Source organism: Methylobacter sp. BlB1, assembly GCF_015476545.1.
Classification (GTDB): Bacteria; Pseudomonadota; Gammaproteobacteria; order Methylococcales; family Methylomonadaceae; genus Methylobacter.
The window spans coordinates 23,789-47,333 of sequence record NZ_JADMKV010000033.1 but is presented as its reverse complement, the minus strand read 5'-3'; the positions used below and the strand labels follow the sequence as shown (position 1 = coordinate 47,333).

At 54.5% G+C, this 23,545-nt stretch carries 22 protein-coding genes; 8 read left to right on the top strand and 14 right to left on the bottom strand.

Going from position 1 to position 23,545, the window contains the following annotated elements; genetic code table 11:
- Nucleotides 1-412: 412 nt before the first annotated feature.
- The gene (locus IT781_RS13420; protein WP_194970673.1) at nucleotides 413-1,513 is read left to right on the top strand and encodes a sigma-54-dependent Fis family transcriptional regulator; all 1,101 of its coding nucleotides are present in this window, start codon (nucleotides 413-415) and stop codon (nucleotides 1,511-1,513) included.
- A gap of 160 nt (nucleotides 1,514-1,673) precedes the next feature.
- A complete protein-coding gene (locus tag IT781_RS13415) occupies nucleotides 1,674-2,969 on the top strand; it encodes an OmpP1/FadL family transporter (protein ID WP_194970672.1) in 1,296 nt (431 codons plus the stop codon).
- Nucleotides 2,970-3,052: 83 nt separating this feature from the next.
- Here IT781_RS13415 and IT781_RS13410 read toward each other — a convergent pair whose 3' ends face one another.
- On the bottom strand, nucleotides 3,053-4,606 hold the full coding sequence (locus IT781_RS13410; RefSeq protein ID WP_228779142.1) for a PQQ-dependent sugar dehydrogenase: 1,554 nt from the start codon (nucleotides 4,604-4,606) through the stop codon (nucleotides 3,053-3,055).
- A 376-nt stretch (nucleotides 4,607-4,982) separates the two neighbouring features.
- Entirely contained in the window at nucleotides 4,983-5,159 is a 177-nt protein-coding gene (locus IT781_RS13405; protein WP_194970671.1) for a hypothetical protein, read from the bottom strand.
- A 144-nt stretch (nucleotides 5,160-5,303) separates the two neighbouring features.
- On the opposite strand from IT781_RS13405, the gene IT781_RS13400 reads away from it, so the two are divergent.
- From IT781_RS13400 to IT781_RS13395, 3 genes are all read left to right on the top strand, one after another.
- Nucleotides 5,304-6,554 (top strand): hypothetical protein, encoded by a 1,251-nt coding sequence (locus IT781_RS13400; protein WP_194970670.1) that lies wholly within the window; start codon nucleotides 5,304-5,306, stop codon nucleotides 6,552-6,554.
- Nucleotides 6,555-6,561: 7 nt separating this feature from the next.
- Complete coding sequence (locus tag IT781_RS22610; protein ID WP_255528700.1) at nucleotides 6,562-6,684, top strand: hypothetical protein; 123 nt, start codon at nucleotides 6,562-6,564, stop codon at nucleotides 6,682-6,684.
- Between the two features lie 257 nt (nucleotides 6,685-6,941).
- Nucleotides 6,942-10,004 carry a TonB-dependent receptor gene (locus tag IT781_RS13395; RefSeq protein WP_194970669.1) on the top strand — a complete coding sequence of 1,021 codons (3,063 nt, stop codon included), beginning with the start codon at nucleotides 6,942-6,944 and terminating at the stop codon, nucleotides 10,002-10,004.
- Nucleotides 10,005-10,142: 138 nt separating this feature from the next.
- On the opposite strand, the gene cmoA is transcribed toward IT781_RS13395, so the two are convergent.
- Nucleotides 10,143-10,871, bottom strand: a complete 729-nt coding sequence (cmoA, locus tag IT781_RS13390; protein ID WP_194970668.1) for a carboxy-S-adenosyl-L-methionine synthase CmoA — start codon at nucleotides 10,869-10,871, stop codon at nucleotides 10,143-10,145.
- Between the two features lie 446 nt (nucleotides 10,872-11,317).
- Here cmoA and IT781_RS13385 point away from each other — a divergent pair, with 446 nt between their 5' ends.
- Entirely contained in the window at nucleotides 11,318-12,106 is a 789-nt protein-coding gene (locus IT781_RS13385) for an isoprenylcysteine carboxylmethyltransferase family protein (RefSeq protein ID WP_194970667.1), read from the top strand.
- A 214-nt stretch (nucleotides 12,107-12,320) separates the two neighbouring features.
- Here IT781_RS13385 and IT781_RS13380 read toward each other — a convergent pair whose 3' ends face one another.
- The 11 genes from IT781_RS13380 to IT781_RS13330 all read right to left on the bottom strand — a co-directional run bounded on the left by IT781_RS13380 (nucleotide 12,321) and on the right by IT781_RS13330 (nucleotide 22,753).
- Nucleotides 12,321-13,148, bottom strand: a complete 828-nt coding sequence (locus tag IT781_RS13380) for a hypothetical protein (RefSeq protein WP_194970666.1) — start codon at nucleotides 13,146-13,148, stop codon at nucleotides 12,321-12,323.
- Nucleotides 13,149-13,249: 101 nt separating this feature from the next.
- Nucleotides 13,250-14,404, bottom strand: coding sequence for a pentapeptide repeat-containing protein (locus tag IT781_RS13375; protein WP_194970665.1), 1,155 nt, complete (start codon nucleotides 14,402-14,404; stop codon nucleotides 13,250-13,252).
- A 341-nt stretch (nucleotides 14,405-14,745) separates the two neighbouring features.
- Nucleotides 14,746-15,090, bottom strand: coding sequence for a small metal-binding protein SmbP (smbP, locus tag IT781_RS13370; RefSeq protein WP_194970664.1), 345 nt, complete (start codon nucleotides 15,088-15,090; stop codon nucleotides 14,746-14,748).
- A gap of 353 nt (nucleotides 15,091-15,443) precedes the next feature.
- Nucleotides 15,444-17,078, bottom strand: coding sequence for a hypothetical protein (locus IT781_RS13365; RefSeq protein WP_194970663.1), 1,635 nt, complete (start codon nucleotides 17,076-17,078; stop codon nucleotides 15,444-15,446).
- Nucleotides 17,079-17,389: 311 nt separating this feature from the next.
- A complete protein-coding gene (locus IT781_RS13360; protein ID WP_194970662.1) occupies nucleotides 17,390-17,887 on the bottom strand; it encodes a protein tyrosine phosphatase family protein in 498 nt (165 codons plus the stop codon).
- Between the two features lie 36 nt (nucleotides 17,888-17,923).
- Nucleotides 17,924-18,265: a cupin domain-containing protein gene (locus IT781_RS13355; protein ID WP_194970661.1), complete on the bottom strand. Its 342-nt coding sequence runs from the start codon at nucleotides 18,263-18,265 to the stop codon at nucleotides 17,924-17,926.
- Nucleotides 18,266-18,284: 19 nt separating this feature from the next.
- The gene (locus IT781_RS13350; protein ID WP_194970660.1) at nucleotides 18,285-18,734 is read right to left on the bottom strand and encodes an SRPBCC domain-containing protein; all 450 of its coding nucleotides are present in this window, start codon (nucleotides 18,732-18,734) and stop codon (nucleotides 18,285-18,287) included.
- A 155-nt stretch (nucleotides 18,735-18,889) separates the two neighbouring features.
- A complete protein-coding gene (locus IT781_RS13345) occupies nucleotides 18,890-19,588 on the bottom strand; it encodes a hypothetical protein (RefSeq protein WP_194970659.1) in 699 nt (232 codons plus the stop codon).
- Nucleotides 19,589-19,982: 394 nt separating this feature from the next.
- A complete protein-coding gene (locus IT781_RS13340) occupies nucleotides 19,983-20,372 on the bottom strand; it encodes a tautomerase family protein (protein WP_194970658.1) in 390 nt (129 codons plus the stop codon).
- A 260-nt stretch (nucleotides 20,373-20,632) separates the two neighbouring features.
- The gene (locus IT781_RS13335; RefSeq protein WP_194970657.1) at nucleotides 20,633-21,724 is read right to left on the bottom strand and encodes a CARDB domain-containing protein; all 1,092 of its coding nucleotides are present in this window, start codon (nucleotides 21,722-21,724) and stop codon (nucleotides 20,633-20,635) included.
- A gap of 18 nt (nucleotides 21,725-21,742) precedes the next feature.
- A complete protein-coding gene (locus IT781_RS13330; RefSeq protein ID WP_194970656.1) occupies nucleotides 21,743-22,753 on the bottom strand; it encodes a hypothetical protein in 1,011 nt (336 codons plus the stop codon).
- A 391-nt stretch (nucleotides 22,754-23,144) separates the two neighbouring features.
- On the opposite strand from IT781_RS13330, the gene IT781_RS22390 reads away from it, so the two are divergent.
- Nucleotides 23,145-23,282 (top strand): hypothetical protein, encoded by a 138-nt coding sequence (locus IT781_RS22390; RefSeq protein ID WP_228779141.1) that lies wholly within the window; start codon nucleotides 23,145-23,147, stop codon nucleotides 23,280-23,282.
- Between the two features lie 28 nt (nucleotides 23,283-23,310).
- The gene (locus tag IT781_RS22385; RefSeq protein ID WP_228779140.1) at nucleotides 23,311-23,529 is read left to right on the top strand and encodes a hypothetical protein; all 219 of its coding nucleotides are present in this window, start codon (nucleotides 23,311-23,313) and stop codon (nucleotides 23,527-23,529) included.
- Nucleotides 23,530-23,545 lie beyond the last annotated feature (16 nt).

Below are 23,545 nucleotides of genomic sequence, written 5' to 3'. Positions count from 1 at the left end.
GCCAAAAGGGACTCCTGTCCCTTTGGCAACGCGCGGCATCCCTGCCGCGCCCCTAGCGGGCCTGATCTGTTAAAAGCTCCGGTGCTCGGCGCGGCAAACGGGAACGGATGCCTGTCGTAACATCAGTTATTGGTCAAAATATTTTTATTACGAAAGATATGAAGACTTTTTAATTCAAATGATTGCAACTATTTCTGGATGAATTCATGAAGTGATGGGAAGAAATGACAACACCTTGCTTTTCTTCGTGCGCTTCGTGTTCTTCGTGGTTTCATGAGATAGCCTGGATAGCTTCTTATATATGTCAGTAACAGATAATGTTATGAAAAATGATCATTTAAACTCATATATGTTAACTGTTAAAGTAATTCGCAACACCCATTAAGGTCCAGCCACAATCCGAATAACAACTATGGCCAAATACAGAGATTCCGACTTTTACAATGCCTCACCCGAGTTTCAGGACGGACCGCTGATCACGCTGCCTGATCCTAGCTCGCATGCCTTGTCCATCAGGGCAACGGCGCTGGTTTTTGCCGATCCGGCATCGCGGCATTTGTTCGATTATATTCAGCGCATCGCGCCTAGCGAGGCGACTGTGCTGATCATAGGCGAGACCGGCACCGGCAAGGAGCTGGCCGCCCGCCAGGTGCATGCGCTCAGCAATCGCAAAAACGGGCCGTTCGTGGCGGTAAACTGCGGCGCTTTTTCGGAATCGCTGGTGGAAAGCGAATTGTTCGGTCATGAGAAAGGCGCCTTCACCGGCGCACTGAATGCCCGCAGCGGCTGGTTCGAAGCCGCTAACGGCGGCACGCTGTTTCTCGATGAAATCGGCGATCTGCCGCTCTCAGCGCAGGTCAAGATATTGCGCGTCCTTCAGGAACGCGAGGTGGTACGCCTGGGCGCGCGCCAGGCCATTCCGATCGATGTGCGCCTGATTGCCGCGACCAATATCGATTTGAGTGCGGCCGTGCAAGCCGGGCGCTTCCGCGAGGATTTGTATTACCGGCTCAATGTCGCGGCGCTGAATTTATTGCCGCTGCGCGAACGACCGGGCGACATTCTGCCCTTGGTGAGGCATTTTCTGGAACGCTACGGCAAACGGATGGGCTTGTCTTCTGTCATGTTGGGCGACGATGCGGAACGCGCGCTGCTCGATTATGCCTGGCCCGGCAACATCCGCGAACTGGAAAATATCATTCACCATGCACTGCTGATCTGCCGGAATGGCAGGGTCGCGGCCGCAGACCTGAATTTAAACACCAGCGTCATCAGTCCGCTTAGTGCGCCCGCGCGTGCGCCCCTGTCTTCCCCGATCAAGCCTCTGGAAACGGTATTGGCCGACTTGTACGAGCAGCCGGCAGCCAATCTGTTCGATACGCTGGAAGAAACCATCATCCGCACGGCCTATGCCTATTGCGAGAACAATCAGGTGCAGACAGCTCGTCTGCTTGGCATCAGCCGCAATATCCTGCGCCACCGGCTTAAACGGTACGGATTTTTAACATCTTGAGCAACTGCGCAATCATCTTTATCTATTTATTGAATATTTCAATCTAATTTGATCGTTTTATTGAAAATATAAGCTTGACTACAATGCGCCTCACTGCACTGTTCATCGGTCCAGGCAAAAACCAAAAGAAGGATTCAACACAAAAACAAGGGGGGCATTAATGAATTTACGAGCAAAATACTATCTGCCGGGCATTGCCATAACCGCTTTAATAAGCCTGCCAGGCGTGTCGGAGGCAACCAATGGCTATTTCTCCCATGGTTATGGCGTGCGCAGCAAAGCCATGGCCGGCGCCGCCACGGCCCTGCCTCAGGACGCCATCGCGGTGGCCGTGAATCCGGCCGGCATGGCCTTTGTCGGCGAGAGGCTGGACCTGGAAGTCGAAGTTTTCAGTCCGCGCCGGGAATACACGGTAACGGGCCAGCCGACCATGATGCCCGGCGCTTTCCCGCTGAATCCCGGCACCGTGGAGAGCGACAGCGAGTATTTTGCCGTTCCGACTATCGGCTGGAGCTATCGGCTCGATAACCGGCAAACCATCGGGGTGGCGCTCTACGGCAACGGCGGCATGAACACCGATTACGTCGCCTCGCCCAATCCCCTGTGCCCGCCCGGCGGCTCCGGCACCTATTGCGCCGGCACTGCCGGCGTCGATCTGGCGCAGGGATTCATCGTGCCCAGTTATGCGTATTCCTTTCTGGACGGGCGCGCCTCAGTCGGCATCGCACCGATTTTCGCGATCCAGCGCTTCAAGGCCAGAGGCCTGAATGCGTTTGCGCCTTTTTCCAGCGATCCAGGCCACCTGTCCAACCAGGGCTACGATTATTCCTTCGGCGGCGGCGTGCGCGTCGGCGCGCTGTACGAAGCGCTGCCGGGCCTGCGCCTAGGCGCTTCCTACAAAAGCCGCATCTTCATGTCGCGGTTTGAGGATTATGCGGGACTGTTCGCCGAGCAGGGCGACTTCGACATACCCGAAAGCTTCAACTTCGGGATAGCCTGGGATGTCACCGACCAGCTCACCACAGCCTTCGACTTGGAGCATATCCGCTACAGCGCCGTGAGCTCGAAAGCCAATCCCATGCTCCCCAATCTGATGATGGCGCGGCTGGGCGACGACAGCGGCGCCGGCTTCGGCTGGGACGACATCACCGTCTTCAAGTTCGGCACACAGTGGAAGCAAAACGAGCTGTGGACTTGGCGCGCGGGCATCAGCTACGGCGAGCAGCCGATTTCCGATTCGGAAGTGCTGTTCAACATCCTGGCGCCGGGCGTTCAGAAGTGGCATCTGACGACCGGGTTCAGCCGCACGCTGGGCAAGGACGACGAACTGAGCTTCGCCTTCATGTATTCGCCCAGTTATACCGTCAGCGGCACCAATCCGTTAAGCCCCACGCAGACCATCGATCTGGAAATGCACCAATACTCGTTCCAGCTGGCTTGGTCGAAGCAGTTCTGATCCGGCCTCGCCATTCATTGCTCAAAGACAGCGGCGCAGCATCAAAGCGCCGCTTGACTGGCACATCATCATCCTCAAGGAAATTAATTGCACAATCCGTTGATGATCGAAACATTCGCAGAGGACGTCTCAAGGATGATGACGCCTTTGATCACCTGGCTAGCATTGCCTGCGGTATCGGTCGCCACCGCACGCAGCTCATAGACGCCAGCAGGAACCTTGCTGGTGTCGACAACTTGATCGATCTGGCCGGACTTTGAAGTCAGGAAAAGATTGCCATTAACAAAAAGATCAACCTTCGCTAGCCCGACGTTATCCGATGCCCGAATCGCTATCACCTGAGAGGCGACGCCACGCTGAAGAAAAGTCAGCGCGTCAGGAAAACTTGTGATAGCGATCGCAGGCTTGATCGTATCGCCTGGCGCCGTGCTGGCGAGCCTGTATATCTTCGAGGCAGTCGCATCGGCAACATAGATTTCACCGTTTTCATCTTCGCCGAAAGTGGTGATAGACAGGCCCGAGTCGAACAGCACTGACTTCGAGACGCCCCCGGCTGCCGTTGCGCTGATACGCCAGATCGTGCCGCTGCATAAGTCCCCAAAAACATAGACGCCTTTGAACAGTTGGCCCTCTTCGGACGAGCTCGCACTTATCAACTCGGGCACCGCACGGCCTCGGTACAGATAACCGCCGGTTACGGAACAACCCTGACCATGATCGTAATCGACGATAGGTCGGGTGAAAGTGAAACGAGGATCGTTGCAGGGCGGATCGCCGGGAAGATTCGTACACTGCGTGCCCTCCATCACCCGCCAGCCGAAATTCATTCCGCCGGCGGTGCCGGCGCGGACGAAATCAATCTCTTCGCGCGAGCTCTGTCCCACGTCGCCGATGAACAGATCGCCCGTTGCTCTATCAAAGCTGAACCGCCAAGGGTTACGCAGTCCGTACGCCCAAATCTCGGCGCGCACGCCGGGCTGCGGCGACCTGACAAGCGGATTGTCGGGCGGAATGCCGTAGGGAAGCGGGCCGGCCGTGGTATTCACGTCGATGCGCAGTATTTTGCCCAGCAGGCTGGTGAGATTTTGGGCATGATTTTGCGGATCATTACCCGAGCCGCCATCGCCCATCCCGATATAGAGATAACCGTCGGGGCCGAAGCGCACTGCGCCGCCATTGTGATTGGCGTAGGGTTGCGCGATCGTTAACAATACCGCTGCGCTCCGCGGTTCGGCGGCGTCGGGATCGTTCGCACTGCGCGAATAGCGCGCCACCACTGTCGCACCGTCCGGCCTGCGCGTATAGTTCACGTAAAAGAAGCCGTTGTTGCGATAGTCCGGATGGAACGCAAGGCCCAACAAACCTTGCTCGCCTCCGGCCAAAACCAGGCTTGAAATATTCAGGAACTCTGTCTCGACATCGTTCTTCCATACCATGATCTGGCCGGTCTGCTGGACGAAGAATAGCCGGCCGGAGCCATCACGCGCATTCTGGATATCGGTGGTGCTGCCTATGCCAGAGGCAACCTGCGCCAGCATCACACTGCCGGGCGCAGGCAGCGGCGTTAGCAGTGCCCCGAGAAGAGCAACGGTGCCCAACCCTGCATGGCGCATGCATCGAACCGAAAAAGTCACCATAGGACCTCCTTGCAGTCTGCGTCCGTGCCTCCCAATGCCGGCACAGCGTCGCCGAAAACGGCGACGTCCGGATTGTGCCTAGCGATAATGCTGATGCCGTTACATAGCGCGGCGGAGTACAGAGATCTAAGTATCAACAATGGGATAGGTTAAGCGTTAAGTTAGCGTCTTGGGATATGTGCGAATACTTATATCGCCAGCTTTCGACAGTCTGGCTCGGGTCATTTTTCCGCTCAAAACTGACTGTTCATAGCGGCCAAAGACTGACGGGATGAAGCCGCCGTAACAGAAAAATGCCATGGGATAGCTTGTTGAAAGAAGTGCGCCGTTAGATTTGGTACGCTTTCCATAGCCCTAAAAAACCCTTATGCCAGCCTTATTCATTTTTCAATTCTTCCCTCTCGAAAAGACCCGCAATTAGTTCCAGGCAGTCAAGGTACGCATCATTCTCTTGGGCCATAGCACAAGGGAACACGGATTCAAGCGAAGCAGGCAAGGAATTTTTCCCGTTTTCATGTCTGTCACTGGATAAGGGAATTTTTCCCATATTCATGACTTTACCCGCCCAATAAAATGCCCCGTCCGTTTATCGACGACACCCAACAGAGCTATTTCCAATGACAGTCATTAGTTATGCGCTTGACGCCAATCGTGCGCAAATTTCAAAGCCGCATAGCTGATCAACAGGATTATAAGAATGAAGAGAATGAGAATAAAAAAGCTGGCGGTATTTTTAAATGCCCTGTTCCTGACAACGCTTGGTCACGCGGCAAGCACCGCTTACGATTCCGCTGCCGGCACGGCCACTATTCCGGAGGTGCTGGTCAACGGTAAAGTTGCCTATGCCAATGCCAAGTTGAAATTAAACCCGGACGGGACATTTAATCTTTTCGGTTTTGACCAGCCTGCTGCTTCCGAGGCTTTCACCACTTATGATCCCGCTACCGGCACTGTAACCATTCCGGAAGTGATAGTTAACAGTAAAGTCGAGTATGTTAATGTCAGGTTAGGATTCATTTCGGGCCAAACACTCAGCGTTCTTTCCGCTGAAACCCCTCAGGCTCCTGCTGAAGCGCCTGCTTCCACTGCGGCAAACACCACTTATGATCCCGCTACCGGCATGGCGACAATTTCAAAAGTGCTGATTAACGGTAAAGTCGAGTTTGTAGATGTCAAATTGAGATTAAACCCGGACGGAACATTCAATCTTATTGATTTTAAAAAGCCTGCTGTTGCCGAGACTTTCGCCGTTTATGACCCCGCTACCGGCACAATAACTATCCCCGAGGTGGCAGTTAACGATAAGGTCGAGTACGTGAATGTCAGATTGGGATTGAATTCGGATCTGACATTGCTGAGCGTTCTTTCCTCTGAAGCCGCGCAAGACCCTACGACTCCACCTCAGGACACTACACCGCCCCAGGACACTACACCGCCTCAGGATACTACGCCGCCGCAGGACACTACGCCGCCGCAGGACACTACGCCGCCTCAGGATACTACACCGCCGCAGGATACTACACCGCCGCAGGACACTACACCCCCGCAGGATACTACGCCGCGTGTGATTTACCACAGCCAGAATTGCTCCGATTTTATTGAAACCACTTATACGCAGGACGATGGCGAGACGGTTACCGGCATGTACTGCGTTCAGGGCAACAAGGAGAATGCAGAACTGCCTGCTTTCACCTGCAAACCTGAGGATGAGCAATTAGCCAAAGTCGAGGTAGGAATGACTTATGATCAGGTGGTCGAACTGGCAGGCTGTCATCCAATAATGCAATCTTCTAATCCCGGAAAACGGATTAGTTATTTCTGGGGCGATCAATGGGTGCCGGATTCATGGGAACCCTCTCATGAAGTGGGTTTTTACGAAGGCAAGATTGCTTCACTGAATAATGTCTACTGTGGCCCCACGCCATGCTACATAGCCATGCAGCAATAAGGAGGCCATGAGCGGCAAACGACAGGGAAACAGTCTCGGCGGCCGGGAAATCCGGCCGCTGCACTATCGCGCCTTTAATTGCCGTCCGAAAACCCAGGTGCTTGAAGGCGCGATTCAAGCCATCGAATGAGGGATGAATAATGGCAAGCCGCCGTCCAGGCGGCTTATTATTTTGCCCCGCCTGCAAGCAGGAAAACGCAAAGGGCAGGGCGACTGAAGCCGCCTCTACATGCTTACGCAAGGCGGCAAGGAATTTTTCCTGTATTCATATCCGTCGTTGAATAAGGGAATTTTTCCCATATTCATGTCCTTACCTGCCTAATAAAATGGCCGGCTTGTTTATCGGCGCCAACCCAACCAAGCTATTCCCATTTACAGTCAGTCGTTATGTCCTTGAAACCCGCACCCGGTTCATTCAGGCTGGGCAAAAAATCCCGTTTACTCCTGCTCACCGCCACCTTGTCGGTAAATACGACCCCGTGTCTGGCGGAGGATGCCGATGCCGTCGAACTCGATACTATCACCATCAACGGCAAGCCGACCGCCAAACTCGGCCCTCTGGAAGGGCTGCAGCTCGACAGGGAACAGATTCCCGGCAACATACAGTCCGTGACCAGCGAAGACATCCGGGAATCCATGGCAACCAGCCTCGGCGATCTGATGAACAGCCGCCTGCAGTCGGTCAACGTCAACGACTATCAGGGCAACCCCTTCCAGATGGATATCACCTACCGCGGCTTTTCCGCCTCGCCGCAGATCGGCACGCCGCAGGGCCTGTCGGTGTTTTTCGACGGCGTGCGCGTCAACGAGCCGTTCGGCGATGTCGTGAACTGGGACCTGATCCCGATGAACGTCCTCGCAAGCATGGACGTTTTCCCCGGCTCCAATCCGCTGTTCGGCCTGAATACGCTGGGCGGCGCCCTGTCGCTGCGCACGAAAAACGGCTTCGACGACCCCGGGGCCAATCTGAGCTTTCAGGGCGGTTCCTGGGACCGCAAGAAAGGCGAACTGTCGGCCGGCTGGAACAACGGCACGCTGGGCAGTTTCATCGCTTTCACCGGCTTCGATGAAGAAGGCTGGCGCGTCAACTCGCCTTCCCAGGTCATCCAGGGCTTTGCCCGCTTCGATCTGCGCGGCGACGACTACGCGCTCCGCTTCAGCAGCTTGCTGGTCGGCAATACCCTGCTGGGCAACGGCCTGATCCCGACCGATCTTTACCGGCAGAATCCGGCGTCAGTGTTCACCTCGCCGGACAGCACCGAAAACGAACTGCAGCAGTACACGCTGGGCGGAGAATTCTTTTTTAACGACGAATGGAGCCTGACTGGCCAGATTTATCGCCGCGACAGCAGCCGCGAGGCCGTCGCCGGCGATATTTACGAGGATTTCTCGGAAATAGAGATCAGCGATCAGAGCAAGCCCATGGCGCCCAGAGACGACTCATCCGGCGACCCCGTCTGCCGCTACCCGGATGCGAACCGGGACGGCATCCAGGACTATGGCCTGGACCGGGATGGCGACTTCTCCATCGATCCGGGCACCCTGAATCAGGAAAATTTAGCCTTTGGAGATGACAACTATCTGATACCCGCGCCGCCGATGGAAGAGCCCTGCACCAAGATCAGATATAACTCAATCGCCGGGCCGCGCAACGGCGCGGCCGGAGACAATACCCCGCCGATATCGACGGACCCGGAAGACTCCCCGGCCGGTTACATCGACGGCACGCCGATCGGCGTGCTCAGCAAGACATCGATCGGGCAACTGACCGACGGCGGGTCTCTGCAGCTCAACTGGAACAACGATCTGCATAAATTCATGCTGGGCGGCTCCGTCGATTACGCCCGCACCGATTTTGACACCAGCCAGCGCCTGGGCCTGATCGATGCCTCGCACCGGGTATACAGCGATCCCTCTCATATCGATCCCATTTTTACAGCCGCGCGCGAAGATATCCGGAATAACGCGTTTTCCGGCAAGTCCACGACCTTCAGCGGTTATTTCAGCGAAACCTTTTCGCCTATCGACAATCTGCATCTGAGCGTTTCCGGCCGATACAACTATACGCGTGTGAAAAATCAAATGCGAGCCCGCACCCGCGCCGGTGCTGCAAGCCTGGGCGCCTATCAGGACCGCAATGCCTACCGACCGAACACGATTCTCTGCAACGGCGCCGACCCGACCTCCTGTCCGGCTGAGCCCAACTATTCCGACAGGGACTTTCTTCAGACGGTTTACCTGTCCCAGGACCCTTATTTCGGCCTGGGCAAACACAGAGACACGCCGACCTCGGATGCCTTCGATTACACATCCTTCAATCCCTCGGCCGGCATCAGTTACCTGCCGTTCAAGAACCAGGATGTGGCCTATGAAGACCTGAAACACCTGAACCTGTTCTTCAACTGGAGCCGGGGCACCCGCGTGCCCTCCAGCGTGGAGCTGGGCTGCGCCTATGACGGCTCCCTGCTCCGGCAGAATCCCGGCGATCCAAACAATACGCAAATGGTGCCGAAAAGCCTGGCGACCATCGGCGGCTCCTGCACGCTGCCGACCAGTTTGTCCGGAGACCCGTATCTGCCGCAGATTTTCGCCAACTCCTACGAATTCGGCATGCGCGGCAAGATCTTCGGCGATTGGGACTGGAACGCCGGCCTATACCGGACCGATCTCAAGGACGACATCTACTTGGTCGGCATCACCCCTGACCGCAGCTTCTTCGATACTATCGGCGATACCCGGCGGCAGGGCATCGAGTTCGGCTTTTCCGGCAAAGTCGGCATCGTCGACCTTCAGGTCAATTACGGTTATACCGATGCGACGTTCCAGTCGCACCTGTTCATGGTGAGCCCGCACAACAGCAGCGCTGCCGTACTATCGCCGAACGAAGCCAGACAGATCCCCTACGATTCGACCGGCCGGCCGCTGGCAGCCGGCCAGGACATGATCGAGATCAACCCGGGCGACCGCATGCCGGGCATACCGCTGCATAACATCAGCGCCAATCTGAACGTCCATCTCACCCCGAAATGGATGCTGGGCGTGACCATGATTGCGCACTCGTCATCCTACGTGCGCGGCAACGAAAACAACGAGCATACGCAAGGCGACTATGACTATTATTATGCTTTTAACAGAAACAAAACCAGGCAGGTATTGACCCAAGGGCGCCAGTACAAGGACTCGGGCCGCATTGCCGGCTATGCGGTCTTCAACCTGAAAACCCGTTATGAAGTCGCCAAGGGCGTGTCGTTTTTCGGCATGATCAACAACCTGTTCGATCGTGATTACGCCACGGCCGGACGGCTGGGCATCAATCCTTTCTCGCCATCCGAAAGAGGCGCCGTAGGCCCCAGCGGCTGGAACTACAATTCCAGGGACTGGCTGAACAGCACGTTCATCGGCCCCGGCGCGCCGAGAGCCTATTGGGTGGGGCTGGAAGTAAGATACTGAACAGCTTCCAAGAGTTGACGGCCGGCAGCACCGGTTGATTAATGTCATGGTGTTGCCGTGCCGTGAAGGGTTCCGGATGGAGCAAACCAGCAGGATTTACGCAAGCTTGTGGGAGCGCTGCCCGACAATCTGGCCCTGTTACTGTTTCACCGCAATAAGTCCGGCAAAGTTATACCACTTAAAAAACACTTCGCAATGCGCGAAGCCTGTATTGCGCAGCAGGTCGATATTTTCACTGAGCTTATAAGGGATCAGAATATTTTCCAGGGCTTCGCGTTTTTGCGAAATTTCCATCTCGCTGTAATGATTGCGTCGCTTGTAGTTGTAGTAGTACTCGATGAAGTCTCTGTTGAAGCGGCTGTTTTCAGCCAATATTTTTTCCACCAGGATCAGCGCGCCGCCACTGTTTAAACCGTCAAAAACGGATTGCAGCAATTTTTCCCGCTTGATGGGACGGATAAACTGGAGTGTCAGGCACAGAACCGCTACTGAGGCATTGGAGATTTCGACCTGTTGATTCAAGTCCGCAACGCGTAATTCAAAAGGGCGTTTAAATCCGGCTTCTTCCAGTTTGCTTTGGCATTTATTCAGCATTTTGGGGGAATCATCGATGCCGATAAAACGAATATCCTCGGGTATCGAAGTGTTCATGCCGATTAGAGTCGTCCCGGTAGCGCAGCCCAGGTCGTAGACATCCGTACCCGCAGCGGCGTAATCGCCAGCCAGTTCCGCCATCATGCGCTGGATTTCGCCATAAAAAGGCACTGAACGATTCACCATGTCGTCAAATACATTGGCAACCGCCGTGCCGAATTTAAAATCCGCAGTCTTTTGAATTTGTTCCTTAAAAACTTGATCTTTACACATGAGAATCCAAAAATTAATCGCTCTGGAAAGCTGATTGGTTGACCGTGAGAATCTTGCCGATTCTCCAAGCTTATATCTTAGCATAGGGCAATAATTCTACTTTACAGCAAACACTAGAGAATACAATAATTACACAACTGACATGATTACCCCAAGCACTGCAGGCACTGGACTGCCGCGCACCTGTCAGAATGAATAGCATCCGTGTCCGGCATTCGAATGCCGGACACGGCACATTCTCGAAATGTCTAAAATGCGTAAATTTTTCCAGCATTGCCGCGACCGCGGCGGCGGCCCGAAAAACCTTGTTGAACTCAAACGGGTTGACTGAAGTGCAGCACCTCAGTCAGAAGTTGCAGCCGCCAAACGCCCAGGCCGTACTGGCGATTTTCGCAGCCTTAAAGCATGAGAGACATTTTTCCCCGATCTTTTAGGAACTTATTACTATGCAGTCGATCACCATCAGCCCATTTAACCGTTTCCTGGTCTCCACGGGCAATGTCTTATATCACGCGCGCAAGTTGCTGTTGCCTGGAATCGCGGTCGCATTGATCATCATGATTAAACCGTCCCTGCTCCTCGGAAGCCGCGCGCTCGACCAGATGATGGTGATTCTCGGGCTCATGACCGCTCTGGCCGGTGAGGCATTGCGCCTGGCGACCATTGGCCTTGCCTACATTCATCGCGGTGGAAAAAACCGGCAAGTATATGCCACCAGGCTGGTCGTGAAAGGCTTATACTCGCACACGCGCAATCCGATGTATGTAGGGAATTTCCTGATAACGATGGGATTGAGCCTGCTCTACGGCTCGCCCCTGCTTAGCCTGCTGATCTTCCTGTCCTTCGGATTTGTCTATCTCGCCGTCATCTCGGCGGAAGAGGATTTTCTCAGGAAAAAGTTTGGTCAGGAGTTTGACCATTACACGAAAACCGTCAATCGCTTCTGGCCCAATCTGCGCGGCCTGGGTAAAACCTTGCAGGAGTTCGACCATTATAACTGGCGCAAAGCGCTCGACAAGGAAACCGGAACGATCGTCGAGGCACTGCTGATCGGCAGCGCATTGGTCGCGTGGAAGACCTATTATCTCTACGGGTTCGACGAGAGCCGCTTAGTCTTCGCAGTTCTGGCTGGGCTCGTTTTGCTGGCCGTGGCCTTGTCCGCTTCAGTCAAGTACCTGAGAAAAAAAGGATATCTGGCATCGAATCTTCATGATGAGCACAGTGATCTGGGATAAGCTCCGCAAGTCCGATGGCGCAAGGGCGAAAAGGAAGGGCGGGATGCGGGGTATCGAAATATCCCATCATACCCGCCCTTTCGACCACTGTCCCTGGCGTTATCCTGGCTGCCGTCCGGCCGCAAGGAGCGCCAGGCCCAACCGTCGTGCCAGATTGCCAGGTTATTGGCTTATCTGGCTATCCGGTTGAGTCGAGACGATTAATACCGCCTCATTAGTCTTGGTTATCAGCCCCTGCCGGCGCATAACCGGAAAGCGTAATTGTCCGCAGGGCCTGGCCTTCCTGCCCCATTTCACGGACTTGCAAGACGCCGGAAACTGCTGTCGGCGTAGCCGATGTACAGCCGCTCTTGACGTAGAACCATGATGAATCGCGCATGGAGGAGCCGTCCGGATCGTTGTAGTTAACGTCCGACGTGAAGTCTACCCAGTTGGTGCTGATCGGCGCTACCGAAGTCAGCGGCTGGTCGTCGTCGCCCGGTTCATGCACCACCGCATTATGGGTCAGCCCGGCCCGGAACAGCACTTCGTCGGACTGTCCTCCGCCGCGGGTCACGAAATTGTAGGCAATGGAAACCGGCCCCCGGTCCCTGAAGCCGGCGCGCTGAACGTCGTTGACTTCAAAATATTGCGTGCCCGCTGTATTGGGGTCGGAATCGACGTTGTTCATGCGGATTTTGGCGGCATAAACGCAGCTTGTACCGGCTGAATCCCGCCAGACCTGGTCGGTCAGCGTGCCAACTGTGATACCGCTGGTAGTGAGATTGCGCGTAGCCTCCGCCACTTTGGTGTAGCCGGTCAAAGGCGGGTTGTTGCTGGACACGGCACAGGTGTTGTTGGCGCCGCCATTGGGAGAGAATGTCGGAGGCGTGGATTCATCCGATCCGAAGTCTCCAGTTACATTACAGAGCGTATAGGCTGAGGTACCGCCGGATACCGTAAAGCCCGTTGACGGCAAGGTCACAAATCCTGTTGCCATTGCCGAGGTGGAGGTGATAGCCAGAACGCCGAGCATGGCGCTAAGAAGTGATGTTTCTTTCATGAATTTTCCTAACTATGTTATAAAAATAACCGTCTGTCCCCCGACCCTCAATGCCTGGGGACAGACATCAAAATTTCTTCCTTGAAACTCGGACAATGGCTTTAAAAGCCGTGTCCGACGCAGGTCATAACCTGCATCCCGTCTACACTGACGCCATCGGGGCAGATGGCGTCAGTGAAATCCGTTTCGCTATCGATGATGGCGCTGTTGGTATTTTTGGCCGCCATCAGGTTGGCGCCGCGCAGATTGGCGCCCGAAAGATCGGCTCTTGCCAGTTCGGTGCCGGCCAGATTCGCTTGCTGCAGATTGGCCCGGGAGAAATCGGCCTCCGTCAGGTTCGCATCGGTCAGATCGGCTTCATTCAATGCGGCATCGGCCAGTACGCCGGCCGACAAGTTGGCGAAAGTCAAATTGGCCTTGCTCAGGCCGACGCCCTCAAGACGGGTTTCAGAAAGCTCCGCGCCGGTCAGGGTGATGCCGGTCAAATCAGCTCCCGTCAGGTTCGCGCCCGCCATTTTGGCGCCATAGAGGTTGGCTTCGGAGAAATTGGTGTTGCTCAGATTGGCCGATTCGGCAATCAGCGGATTGTTGCCGTCGGATTGCAGTTTTGACAGATTGGCATGATCGAGCCGGGTATCGGGACCGATCACCAGCGAACCGCTCACGACGGCACCGCTCAGATTGGCGCCGGTCAGATCGGCGCTGCCCAGCTCGCCGCCCAGCCACGCCTTGCTCAGGACCGCGCCGTTCAGATTCCGGTCTTTTAAGCTAACTTCTTCGGTAAAGTCGCATTTGGTCAGATCGGCGCCCTGGACCGGAGACAGGCAGGCTTCCGGATCGGGCGTCTTGAATTTTTTCACCCTGCGCCAAAATGCCGGGCTCGTGGATGGCGGCTGGTTTTGATTGTCATCCTCCAGGCTTATATAGGCGGCATCTTCATAATTAACCCGGTCATTGCGGGCGTAAATGAGCGTTTCGCCCCAGTCGCCGCGAAACGTGCCGGGCAACTGTCCGGCGCTGGGCCGGACCGGTTCGGCGACGGCGCTATCCAAAGGCGCAAATTCAGGTATTTTGATTGCTTCGTCGCTTGAAGGCTTAGGCTTCACGGCGAGCGTTGGCGCCGATGGCTCTTTGAAGTTTATGGCCGGGGCAACGAAAGGCTTGGCGCTGTCCTTGCCGCCATATCCCATCCCCGCACCGATGGCAGCCATGCCCGTCAATACGGTTAAAAGAAAAAACGACCTCTGGATTTTCATGAGCTGTCTCGACTGATCCTGTCTGTTATTACGGTTCCCGCTAAGTGCAAGAACTAGAGTAATAAAAATCTTACAGATTGTCGGTCTGAGCGTATATGGGAAAAATTCCTTAAAGAACCCTTAAAAATTATTGACTGATCCTGTGGGAGCGATACCCTGCATCGCGGCTGGCCCGGCGGTTTTAAATCGCGATGCAGGCATCGCTCTCACCCCGGTTACCGGAATTGAAAACAAGGCCGTTTTTAGACGGCATAACAATCAGGCGGCCCGCTTACGGCAAAATCACGGAGAACGAAACCGGCTATCATGAACGCCCGATAACCGGCTTCACTATTAGAGACTTATTGAGGAATCGATTTGCGCATATGCACCATCGCTTCTTCGGCATGCTTGGTCGCTACATCGGCATGGTCTTTCTTGGCATGATCTATGGCTTGTTTTAAATGATCAATGGCTTCTGTCATATGTTTATGAGATTCAGCATGCTCTTTTTCCGCAGCTTCAGCATGTTTCAAGCCTTCTTCCGCATGCTTGAGCAGCTGGTCGGCGTGGCCATCCTGTCCATGGGCCGTCGCCATGCCTGAGTGTTCCAGCGCCTGAGCCGTATGATGCTCGGCGGCATTGGATTGGGCGCTGAGGCCAAGCGCGAGAGCGCCCATTAAAACGGTAGCGTGTTTCAATTTCATAGAAGTATCTCCTTCAGCTTTCAGTATTTAAATAAACCGCCAGGCGGTATCAAAACGAAAATAATTGACGGAAAGACACGATCTCATATTGTCAGAACAACCTGGAAAAGGGACGAGATTCATCAGTGAGTTTTCACACCGCCTCGGCCGTTGGCTGATTGTTCAGGGTTGACGTGAAGATGTAAATGCCCCGCTCTGTCACGTCAAAGATTCCCAAGCTATTGCTCTGTGGAAACTCAAAATTACTATATTGAATTAAATACGCAATACGTATGAATACCATAGGATGAAAGGCAGACAGGATAGACTGTCAAAGGAAACCCATCGCTCCTGGCCGGTGCGTGTCAATGCGTTCAGCACATTCCATCGCTTCTGGCTCGCTTTAAATAGTCCTGCGCCTCTTGTATCTCCGGCAGGCCTTTATCGGACCGTTGCCATTGATGCAGGAACTCGGCATAGGTATTCATGGCGTTCTCGCATTTTCCCTGCCGGGCGGCGGCCCGCGCAACCCCCAGTAATGAACGCGCCCGGCTTGTGTGCCGAACAAGCGCCGCCCCAAACTGCTTTTCAGCTTCCGCCGGACGGTCTGCCTGCAGGAGCATTTCGCCGAGTAATTCGTGCGCGGGCTTGATCAACGCAGGCGGTCCCGGGGGAGGCGGCGCCGAATCCTCGATGGCCGCCGCTTTTTCCATACGCTTGATAGCCTCATCCAGTCTGTCCTTCGATGCGCTTGCCACAGCAGCAATCTCCAGTCTTTGAATTTCCGATATTTTCGGCAGAGGCAATCCGATGCCGGGCAGATCCTCTTTATCGGCTCGCTGCGCCATGGCTTGCAGCGCTTCAATATGCTTGCGGGCATCCGGCGAATTCATTTTTGCGGCCGCCATGCCGCGTGTGTAGATCCATAGCGATTCGACGTAGCCGGCCAGCCCCTGGTACGGGCCGGGATTGTCCTCGACAGCCGCAACGAAGTGCCCAAAGCGCCTCTGTAAGGGATCAATCAACCTGGCTGCCGCCTCCCAGCGTCCGGTTTCAAGCATGAAGGCGGCGGCCATGCCGGAATTGAGAAAGGTTACGTAGCCCAGGGAAACGCTGTCATCTTTAGGAAACTCCGAGAGATTTTTCTGCATCAGCGTCAGCAATGCCTCCGCCTCGCGGTAGCGGCCCTGCTGTAAATAGACATAATGCAGCCAGTAAAGGTTATGGTAGTCGCGCTCGCTGACGGGGCTGTTTTTCTGCTGTTCCCATAACGCTTCCTGCGTCGAAGCGGCTTCCGGCCACATCCCCAGCTGCAGGAAAATGTGAGACGGCATGTGCAGCGCATGAGGCGCTTCGGGCGCGATTTCGGCGTAGCGCCGCGCGGCCGGCAGAGCCAGAATGGCGTGATCCGGGTCATCGAACGCATGAAGGATATAGTGCGTTGCGCCGGGGTGATCGGGTGCTTTTCGGGCCACCTCTAACGCGACGGCGCCTGCCCTGATCCGGGTTCGCAGACCGGCAGGATCGTCTGAGCGGACGCTTCCCAGCAGGGCCAGCGCATAAAAGGCTGCCACCTCCAGGTCGTCCGGGTATTCCCGGTAGAGCCTTTCCATAGCGGCGGCGTAGGCCTTGTCGCCTTCGTCATACAATAGCTTTACTGCATGCAGATAAGCCCGCTCCCTTGGGCCTAGCTTGGGGATGTCCTTGATATTTGCGAGCGCCTTACGCGCAGCATCAGCGTCCTGCTTTCCCCAGAGCGGCTGATTGTACGCCATCGCCTCGCCCCAATAGCCCATCATGAAATCCGGCTCGATTGCCGTGGCTTTGCGAAACTCGTCGAGCGCCAGCTCATACGAAAAGGAATGCAGCGCCGTGACTCCCCGCAGAAAATGGGCTTGCGCCTTTTCCGACCGGGCAGAAGTCGGGAAACGAATCTCGCCGAGCCGGGCTTTCTCTGTAAGACCGGCTCCGGCTTGTTCCTGATGCGCATAGGCGCTGATAGAAAACATGGCAACAGCGAAAACTGCCAATAAAAGTAGCGTTCTATATAAGCGGCGGATAAATGGCATAACTTCTCTCTCGGCTTGAAAAGTCGCGTCTGGGCCGACGTTTGATATAACGGCCCGATGCAGAGGAAAGCAAACAGACTATGGCACGTATTCCTGATAAAAAATTACCCTACAGCAAGAAGAATGAAATTTATGTACGCCATCACACGAAAAATTAATTTTCTGTTGTACCCAATGGGGGAGCGTCAATGTGGCGTTATGGATTTACGGCAAGAATTACAGATTTTTTAATCTGGCCGGGCTGATGCCGGTCAGCGGGCCGGAGAGTGAGCAACATGCCTGGCCTGCATGTCCGCTATAAATTCCGCTATAAATGCGGCCCAGACCTCGTCGGGTTCCCAGACCGACCTCATGGTCTCGAACGCGTCAGCTTCAGCCTGGCCCAGCCTGATCATGTTGTACAATCCCAGGAATACGGTCGCCCGTTTATTGAGGGAACAATGAATATGGCGCTTTCTGTCTTTGTGCGCGTCCATGGCTTCAAAGAAAGCCAGCAGCTCATTCTCGCCGGGAGCGTCGAACTGGACCGGAATATGGACGTATGTCATGCCCAGGCTTTCCACCAGACCCGACTCATCCGGCAGCGAATAGCGAGGATGGTTGTGAAGCGCGAGATTGATGACGACTTCATAGCCTTCGGCCGCCGCAGCCCGCAGCTGATCTTCCGTGGGCTGGCCTGATGTCGCGAGCGTAGCGTCGACAGCGCGGAAATTGTCAATGCCGGCAATTTTGGCGGTTGTGTCTTTCATAGTATTTAGTATTTTGAAATTGAAGGCGGCGCAAAATCAGGCATCGACACGGTCGCCTCTGGTGCTCGGATGCGAGATGACCAGAAAGTGAACATCCTCGGACGATTCATTCAAGAACTGATGCGAAATGCCGGGGGCGACTTCCATGCCCTGGCCTTCCATCAAGGAGAAACGCTCGCCATTGATCTCGAGAACGGCACAACCGCTCAGGATGAAAAAAAACTGCCGCGCAATTGCATGAAAATGACGAATTTCTTTTGCATCGGCCGGCACACGCTCGGCGATGACCGACATGTCATCGCGCTTTACCAGATGCCATCCGTCACATGCATCGCCCCAGACGTAATGTTCGGCACAAGTGCGATCAATTGGTTTCATAAAGGTTTATCCTAAAAAGTCAGTTTGATTGGCTTGCTTCGGCGCGCGCTTTCAACGCCTGATTCATCGCTTCAAAACCTCGCTTCGTATCCCGCTCGAGACTGCCTCTGAATACCGGCACGAGCACGCCGCTGAACTGCTCGCTTTGCCGGAACCGCACCTTTCCGCTGGCAAGAGGCTCGATCACAAAGCAGTGCTCGCCGTCGAACAAGCCGGGCAGCAGGAAGCGGCCAAGCCAGCAAAGTTCCCGGCCGGCATCGGCCATCAGAACGGACGGACGGAAAGTCATGCCTCTGGCTCCGCTTGGCTGAATGCGCACTTCAAGCCGGGCGCCATGCTGCGGAAGCCCATGAATGTATTTGATAAAGGGATTCCACTCCGGATAGGCTGTGAAATCTGTAAGAATTGCCCAGACCTGGTCGGGGGTTGCATCAATCTCAATTTCAGTTTGTAGCTGATAACTGCTCATGGGTTTCCTTAATTAACCTCAGTTCGACTCAAGCCTTACGAAGAAATAGAACTTTTTAAGATGCGTTGATAAGGGAAGCGCCCGAATTTCTTAGACGCTTCCCGTTTAACATCAGCACGGCTTACAGGCGGTTCAAGCTTGTGCCGCCCTTATTGTCAGTAGGCAACTACTGGTTGGGGCAAAAAGATAGGGTACTCGCCCAGGTATATGCTGCCGGAATGGTCAGAATACACCTGTCCGTACGTCAAGCTGCCGGTAATCAAGTCGAGAGAGCCGTCCTGTTTGACGGTTCCCGAAACTGTAGCGGCCGCCGTAGACCCTACACTGTGGGATGAAAACTTATAAGTGGGCGAACCGTAGTTGTAATGGCTGTTGGAGTGTGTTGGATGCTCAGTAGGCGTCCAGGTAAGATCGACATCGATGGTATGGTTTTCCTCACATGTATACGATCCCCACCATGAATCCGTATTATAGTCATAGCTGCACACTGAGGCGGGGATGGTCGCAACCAGTGTGCTGGGCTTGAATCCCGGGTTCTTGTTGAACTGGATATCAGCGTATGAATAACCGGAAATGCTGTGTGAGGTTCCATTGCAAGAGTTGTAGGTATTTACCCATACGCTGACGAATGGCGCCGACTCGCCGGAGGCGCCTGGTGTTTCGGTCTCCGAGACATATACGGAGGTACTGGAGTAAGAGCAGTCGTCAGACTGATCCCATTGAGCCGACGCACCCGACCCTTTTTGTTTAAAGTGCTGAATATTATTAGCGGCATGGACAGATTGGCTGATACCGATGCTTGCAAGTAATGAACCGCAAGCCATTACCCACAACCGTTTTTTGAACTTATTCATACAATGACATCCTGTGATCTAGTGTAAGGAACAGATTCGCCTATCCCGTCGGAATGGGCGATCAGACAAAATAAAGCCGGCCCGTAGCCGGACTGGAGTTCTGCAATGGATTTCTCTGCCGCTGATGCGCCGAGTCCATACTTCCAATCCAGACTGCAGCCTCTTTAGTGCCTGACTAACATAAATACTGATGCGCCAAGCACGAAGCGAAGCATAATACGTAATACTACCTAATGCAATTTTTTCAATGCTGATCTTGAACTCAATCAGTTTTCTACTGCCGTGGCGGCGAGTATTCATTTCAGTCATTCATAACAGGGCGTGTGGTCTTGGAATCACATACGGCGTTTTCAAAATGCCCGATGTCCGTTGAAACACCAACGCCTGAATAAATTCATACATCGATTTTATAATTGAGTTTGACTTCATCGCCGTGCATGCCCCTGAAGCCCCAGTTGTGCGCGGGGCTTTCCTGAATGCACACCTCGATATCCTGATGCGCGATGCCGACTTCATCCCTGATTTTATCGAAAAGCAGACGGATGAGCTTCTTCTTTGCTTCAATGCTGCGGCCTTCGATCATTGCGATTTCGATAATGGTGTAAGCATCGGTACGCCCTGGCGGATAAAGCATATCCTCCTTCTCCATCATGAAAAAACGATGCGCGCGTTTGTCGGCCGGGAACTGCAAGGCTTCCATGACACATTGGTGAATGGTTTCCGACAAACGCTCGCGCACCGGCGCCAGCTTTTCCCGAATGCCGTAAATTTTTACTTGAGCCATTAAACTTCCTTTTAATGTAGTTTTTTCTGAACGGTATTAAGGTCGCGTAGTTTACCTGAACTGCGGCTCCTCCCGCTAACGCAACACAACCCTTGCGGCACCGCAGCGTCGAGACCTTGCGCGGCTATGTCCGCATGGCCGCGCTTTTTCAGGACCATGCCGGAAGCCGGTTTTTATAGCCTGACTTTAACACTAATTCTGTTTATCCAACAACGCCCCGAAACAGAACCTTCTGCTCCGGGGACGCTTTCAGGCACTGATCATTGGATTCGGATCGGAATATAGGCCTGGTTATTCGATTCGTTCACTTCGCTGATCGCATTGTCTTCATCGATGATGATGCCAAGCCAATAATCCTTGCCGACCGTCAAATCGCTCGGAATGAAGACCGGGATGGTGGTCGTGTGCACATCGTCCGGGCTCAAAGAGCCGAAGGTGCCGCCGGCGATGCGCCGATCACCCGTGCTGATGAAGTCGTTGGTCGAGACGTAGATGCCGAAGCCGATGTCGCTCTTGGTCGACTTGCCGTTGTTTTCGAGCGTAAATTCCGGTCTGACCAAGGTGCCGCGAGTGACGCGGAAACCGGGTTCGCCGTTGATCGTGATGCCGGTCAAGGTCGCGGTATTCGCGTTGTTGCGGACACGTACGCGGCCATGGCTGGAATATTCGCCGTCCGCGCCGGTACGGCGCCAGTGCGTGACTGACACGTCGTTGAACGCGCTGTTTTGAGAGCCGTACAGCACGCGCGAACCATGGGAAGCATCTTCGCCGAAATAAATGTCCGCTTGCGTGCCGTTGGCATGGTGATGCCGCCAGGAGTCGCCCATCACGTTGTATTCCCAGTTCACGTGCATCAGCCCCAGCAGGTGTCCCGCTTCATGCGTAATCACCGAGTCGATCGGGCGCGCGGAACCCGTGTACGTGAAGTTGGCCGACTTAGCAGTGGAACTGGTCCAGTTGCGCTCGGAATCGAGCACGATGTCCACTTCGTCCAGGCCGTAATGCCAGCCGAAGAACCAGTAGCAATGGTAGTTCATCTGGGCCACGCCGGGAGGCGAGATGTTCTTGGCATAGATTTCGTTCTGGCCGTTGCCGCGGGAGACGCCGCCGGTTTCAGTCGTGGCATTGATCACAAACGGCGAGGGGTTCTTATTGGTGGCGCTCAAGCCGCGCTGCGCAGCGGTCAAAGCGCTGCCGGAAAAACTGGTGGTATTGATGCGCGCGCTCGTCGAGTTTCCGCCCCAACGCAATTTCTTTCCGCTGTCGCCGTTGCATTCCAGCCAGGAAGCACTAAATGCCGATTGCGCCGCTATCAATAGGAGCAGCATCACAAAAAATCTGATCTGTTTCATGAGTTATATCCCTTTCGATTAGTTAACGGTAAGTTTGTTAAAGCTGGAATCAGCGCTATCGGGCTCATCCCGTTGGGATAATCCGTCCAGTCTCTCGCGTTCTCTGAGTTCTTCGTCGCTGGCCTTGGGCAGATCGGTTCTGACCTCCTGCATCGGTTCGGCAACGGGCGGCTTGACGAAAAATGCCTGGCCGGGGTCCGCTTCGACGACTTTCAGATCGGGCGTGCCCAATTCGGCGTTGAAATGCTCCAGCAGGGCGAAAAATTCGGTGGTGCTGAGCGGATCGCGGTATGTGTCGATGACGCCGGCTTCTTCCTCGCCGGAATCATCGTCTCTGTCGCTGATGCCTTCCGCCTGTAAATTGATGCGATAAAAAGCGGGCGCTTCCACCTCGTATTTTTTGCGTAGTTCGTCCAGCCGGCTTTCGTCGATCTGGTTCTCTTTCAGCCAGGCGATGGTTTCGGCTTGGGTGATGACTTTATCGAAATCGGGACGCGGCAGCTCCATCGTATTCAGCTCGAAATGAGGCTTGCCGCCGAAGCTTAGCATTTTTTCGGCTTCGACCAAGGGTACGCCGTAGCCGTTGTAGATGTGGTCTTCGGAGACGCGAAAGCGCCCTCCGACGCAATCGACCAATTGGCAATCGCCCGGCTCGCCGCCTTCGATAAAGAGCACATCGGTTTCGCCGCGCGCAAAGGTGGGCGCAGTCGTTTCGGTGTACACGCCGCCTTTGCCGTCGGCGCCGCCCGGAATGCGCAGGGTGAATTTTTCGGGCAAGTAGCCGCGGAACACCTTGTCGATGGCATAGGTAACGAAAGTATGCGGCACCCCATTGGGTTCTTCCCGGGTCGGTTCGGAATTACGGTATTGAATATCGACGACTTTGCCGAATGCGACCGCGGCGCTGCGGCCCATCAAGTCGCGCAACCCGCCCGACTGGGCTTCGGCAGCGCTGTGTGCAAATGCGCCTTGATTGCTGAATAAAAGCGAAGAGACTGTGGCCAGTCCCAATAAAGTACGTTTTTTCATTTGATATCCCCATTTCAAGTGAACAGTTACAGATGCCGCGCAACACCTTCCCGATCGTTGTTTGCCATGGATCAATACGCTGCTGCGTATGGTCTACGGGCTTCACGCTTGCATCGGATAGAAACGGACCAGGCGGTTGACGCCGCAAAGTCTTTGTCAAGGCGCGCCAGAGTGCTCAGCGCCTTTGCACAACAGAATAAAACGATGAAAAAAAATCACCTCAGCAATAATTCATATCGCTGATGGTAATTTTTCATAGGCAGTCGAACTGGGATTGGGGTATGGAGCAGGAGGATCGGCATTCGGCTCAAGGGACGGCAAGGTTTCCAGGCTGCTGTAAGAGAGTAATTGATGTTACGCAGTCATCCTTAAAACCCGCTATGCTATACGGATGAAAAAAGCAGAATTAGAGTTATACACTGATTATTTGATCAGTACGTTTGGTGCGACAACAGCGTCAGGGTTGTCGGCCATGGTGGATGGTGATGTGAGCCATGATCGTGTGACGCGTTTTTTTAGCGAAGCGTGAATACAACTCACGGGATCTATGGCGACACGTGAAATCAACCGTTCGTCAAATAGAACGGGAAGACGGCGTATTGATATTCGACGACACCATCCAGGAAAAATCCTGGACTGACGAGAACGAAGTGATGTGCTGGCATTATGATCATTGCAGTGGGCGGTCGATATGGGGGATCAACTTGCTCAAGCTTCTCCATCATAAAAAAAACGATGTGCGCGTTTATCGCCCGAAAACTGCAAGGCTTCCATGACACATTGGTGTGGTTT

Excerpts from the sequence above, each read along its gene's own strand:
- IT781_RS13420 (WP_194970673.1), top strand. The coding sequence starts at position 413 with ATGGCCAAATACAGAGATTCCGACTTTTACAATGCCTCACCCGAGTTT.
- IT781_RS13415 (WP_194970672.1), top strand. The coding sequence starts at position 1,674 with ATGAATTTACGAGCAAAATACTATCTGCCGGGCATTGCCATAACCGCT.
- IT781_RS13410 (WP_228779142.1), bottom strand. The coding sequence starts at position 4,606 with ATGGTGACTTTTTCGGTTCGATGCATGCGCCATGCAGGGTTGGGCACC.
- IT781_RS13405 (WP_194970671.1), bottom strand. The coding sequence starts at position 5,159 with ATGAATATGGGAAAAATTCCCTTATCCAGTGACAGACATGAAAACGGG.
- IT781_RS13400 (WP_194970670.1), top strand. The coding sequence starts at position 5,304 with ATGAAGAGAATGAGAATAAAAAAGCTGGCGGTATTTTTAAATGCCCTG.
- IT781_RS22610 (WP_255528700.1), top strand. The coding sequence starts at position 6,562 with ATGAGCGGCAAACGACAGGGAAACAGTCTCGGCGGCCGGGAAATCCGG.
- IT781_RS13395 (WP_194970669.1), top strand. The coding sequence starts at position 6,942 with ATGTCCTTGAAACCCGCACCCGGTTCATTCAGGCTGGGCAAAAAATCC.
- cmoA (WP_194970668.1), bottom strand. The coding sequence starts at position 10,871 with ATGTGTAAAGATCAAGTTTTTAAGGAACAAATTCAAAAGACTGCGGAT.
- IT781_RS13385 (WP_194970667.1), top strand. The coding sequence starts at position 11,318 with ATGCAGTCGATCACCATCAGCCCATTTAACCGTTTCCTGGTCTCCACG.
- IT781_RS13380 (WP_194970666.1), bottom strand. The coding sequence starts at position 13,148 with ATGAAAGAAACATCACTTCTTAGCGCCATGCTCGGCGTTCTGGCTATC.
- IT781_RS13375 (WP_194970665.1), bottom strand. The coding sequence starts at position 14,404 with ATGAAAATCCAGAGGTCGTTTTTTCTTTTAACCGTATTGACGGGCATG.
- smbP (WP_194970664.1), bottom strand. The coding sequence starts at position 15,090 with ATGAAATTGAAACACGCTACCGTTTTAATGGGCGCTCTCGCGCTTGGC.
- IT781_RS13365 (WP_194970663.1), bottom strand. The coding sequence starts at position 17,078 with ATGTTTTCTATCAGCGCCTATGCGCATCAGGAACAAGCCGGAGCCGGT.
- IT781_RS13360 (WP_194970662.1), bottom strand. The coding sequence starts at position 17,887 with ATGAAAGACACAACCGCCAAAATTGCCGGCATTGACAATTTCCGCGCT.
- IT781_RS13355 (WP_194970661.1), bottom strand. The coding sequence starts at position 18,265 with ATGAAACCAATTGATCGCACTTGTGCCGAACATTACGTCTGGGGCGAT.
- IT781_RS13350 (WP_194970660.1), bottom strand. The coding sequence starts at position 18,734 with ATGAGCAGTTATCAGCTACAAACTGAAATTGAGATTGATGCAACCCCC.
- IT781_RS13345 (WP_194970659.1), bottom strand. The coding sequence starts at position 19,588 with ATGAATAAGTTCAAAAAACGGTTGTGGGTAATGGCTTGCGGTTCATTA.
- IT781_RS13340 (WP_194970658.1), bottom strand. The coding sequence starts at position 20,372 with ATGGCTCAAGTAAAAATTTACGGCATTCGGGAAAAGCTGGCGCCGGTG.
- IT781_RS13335 (WP_194970657.1), bottom strand. The coding sequence starts at position 21,724 with ATGAAACAGATCAGATTTTTTGTGATGCTGCTCCTATTGATAGCGGCG.
- IT781_RS13330 (WP_194970656.1), bottom strand. The coding sequence starts at position 22,753 with ATGAAAAAACGTACTTTATTGGGACTGGCCACAGTCTCTTCGCTTTTA.
- IT781_RS22390 (WP_228779141.1), top strand. The coding sequence starts at position 23,145 with ATGAAAAAAGCAGAATTAGAGTTATACACTGATTATTTGATCAGTACG.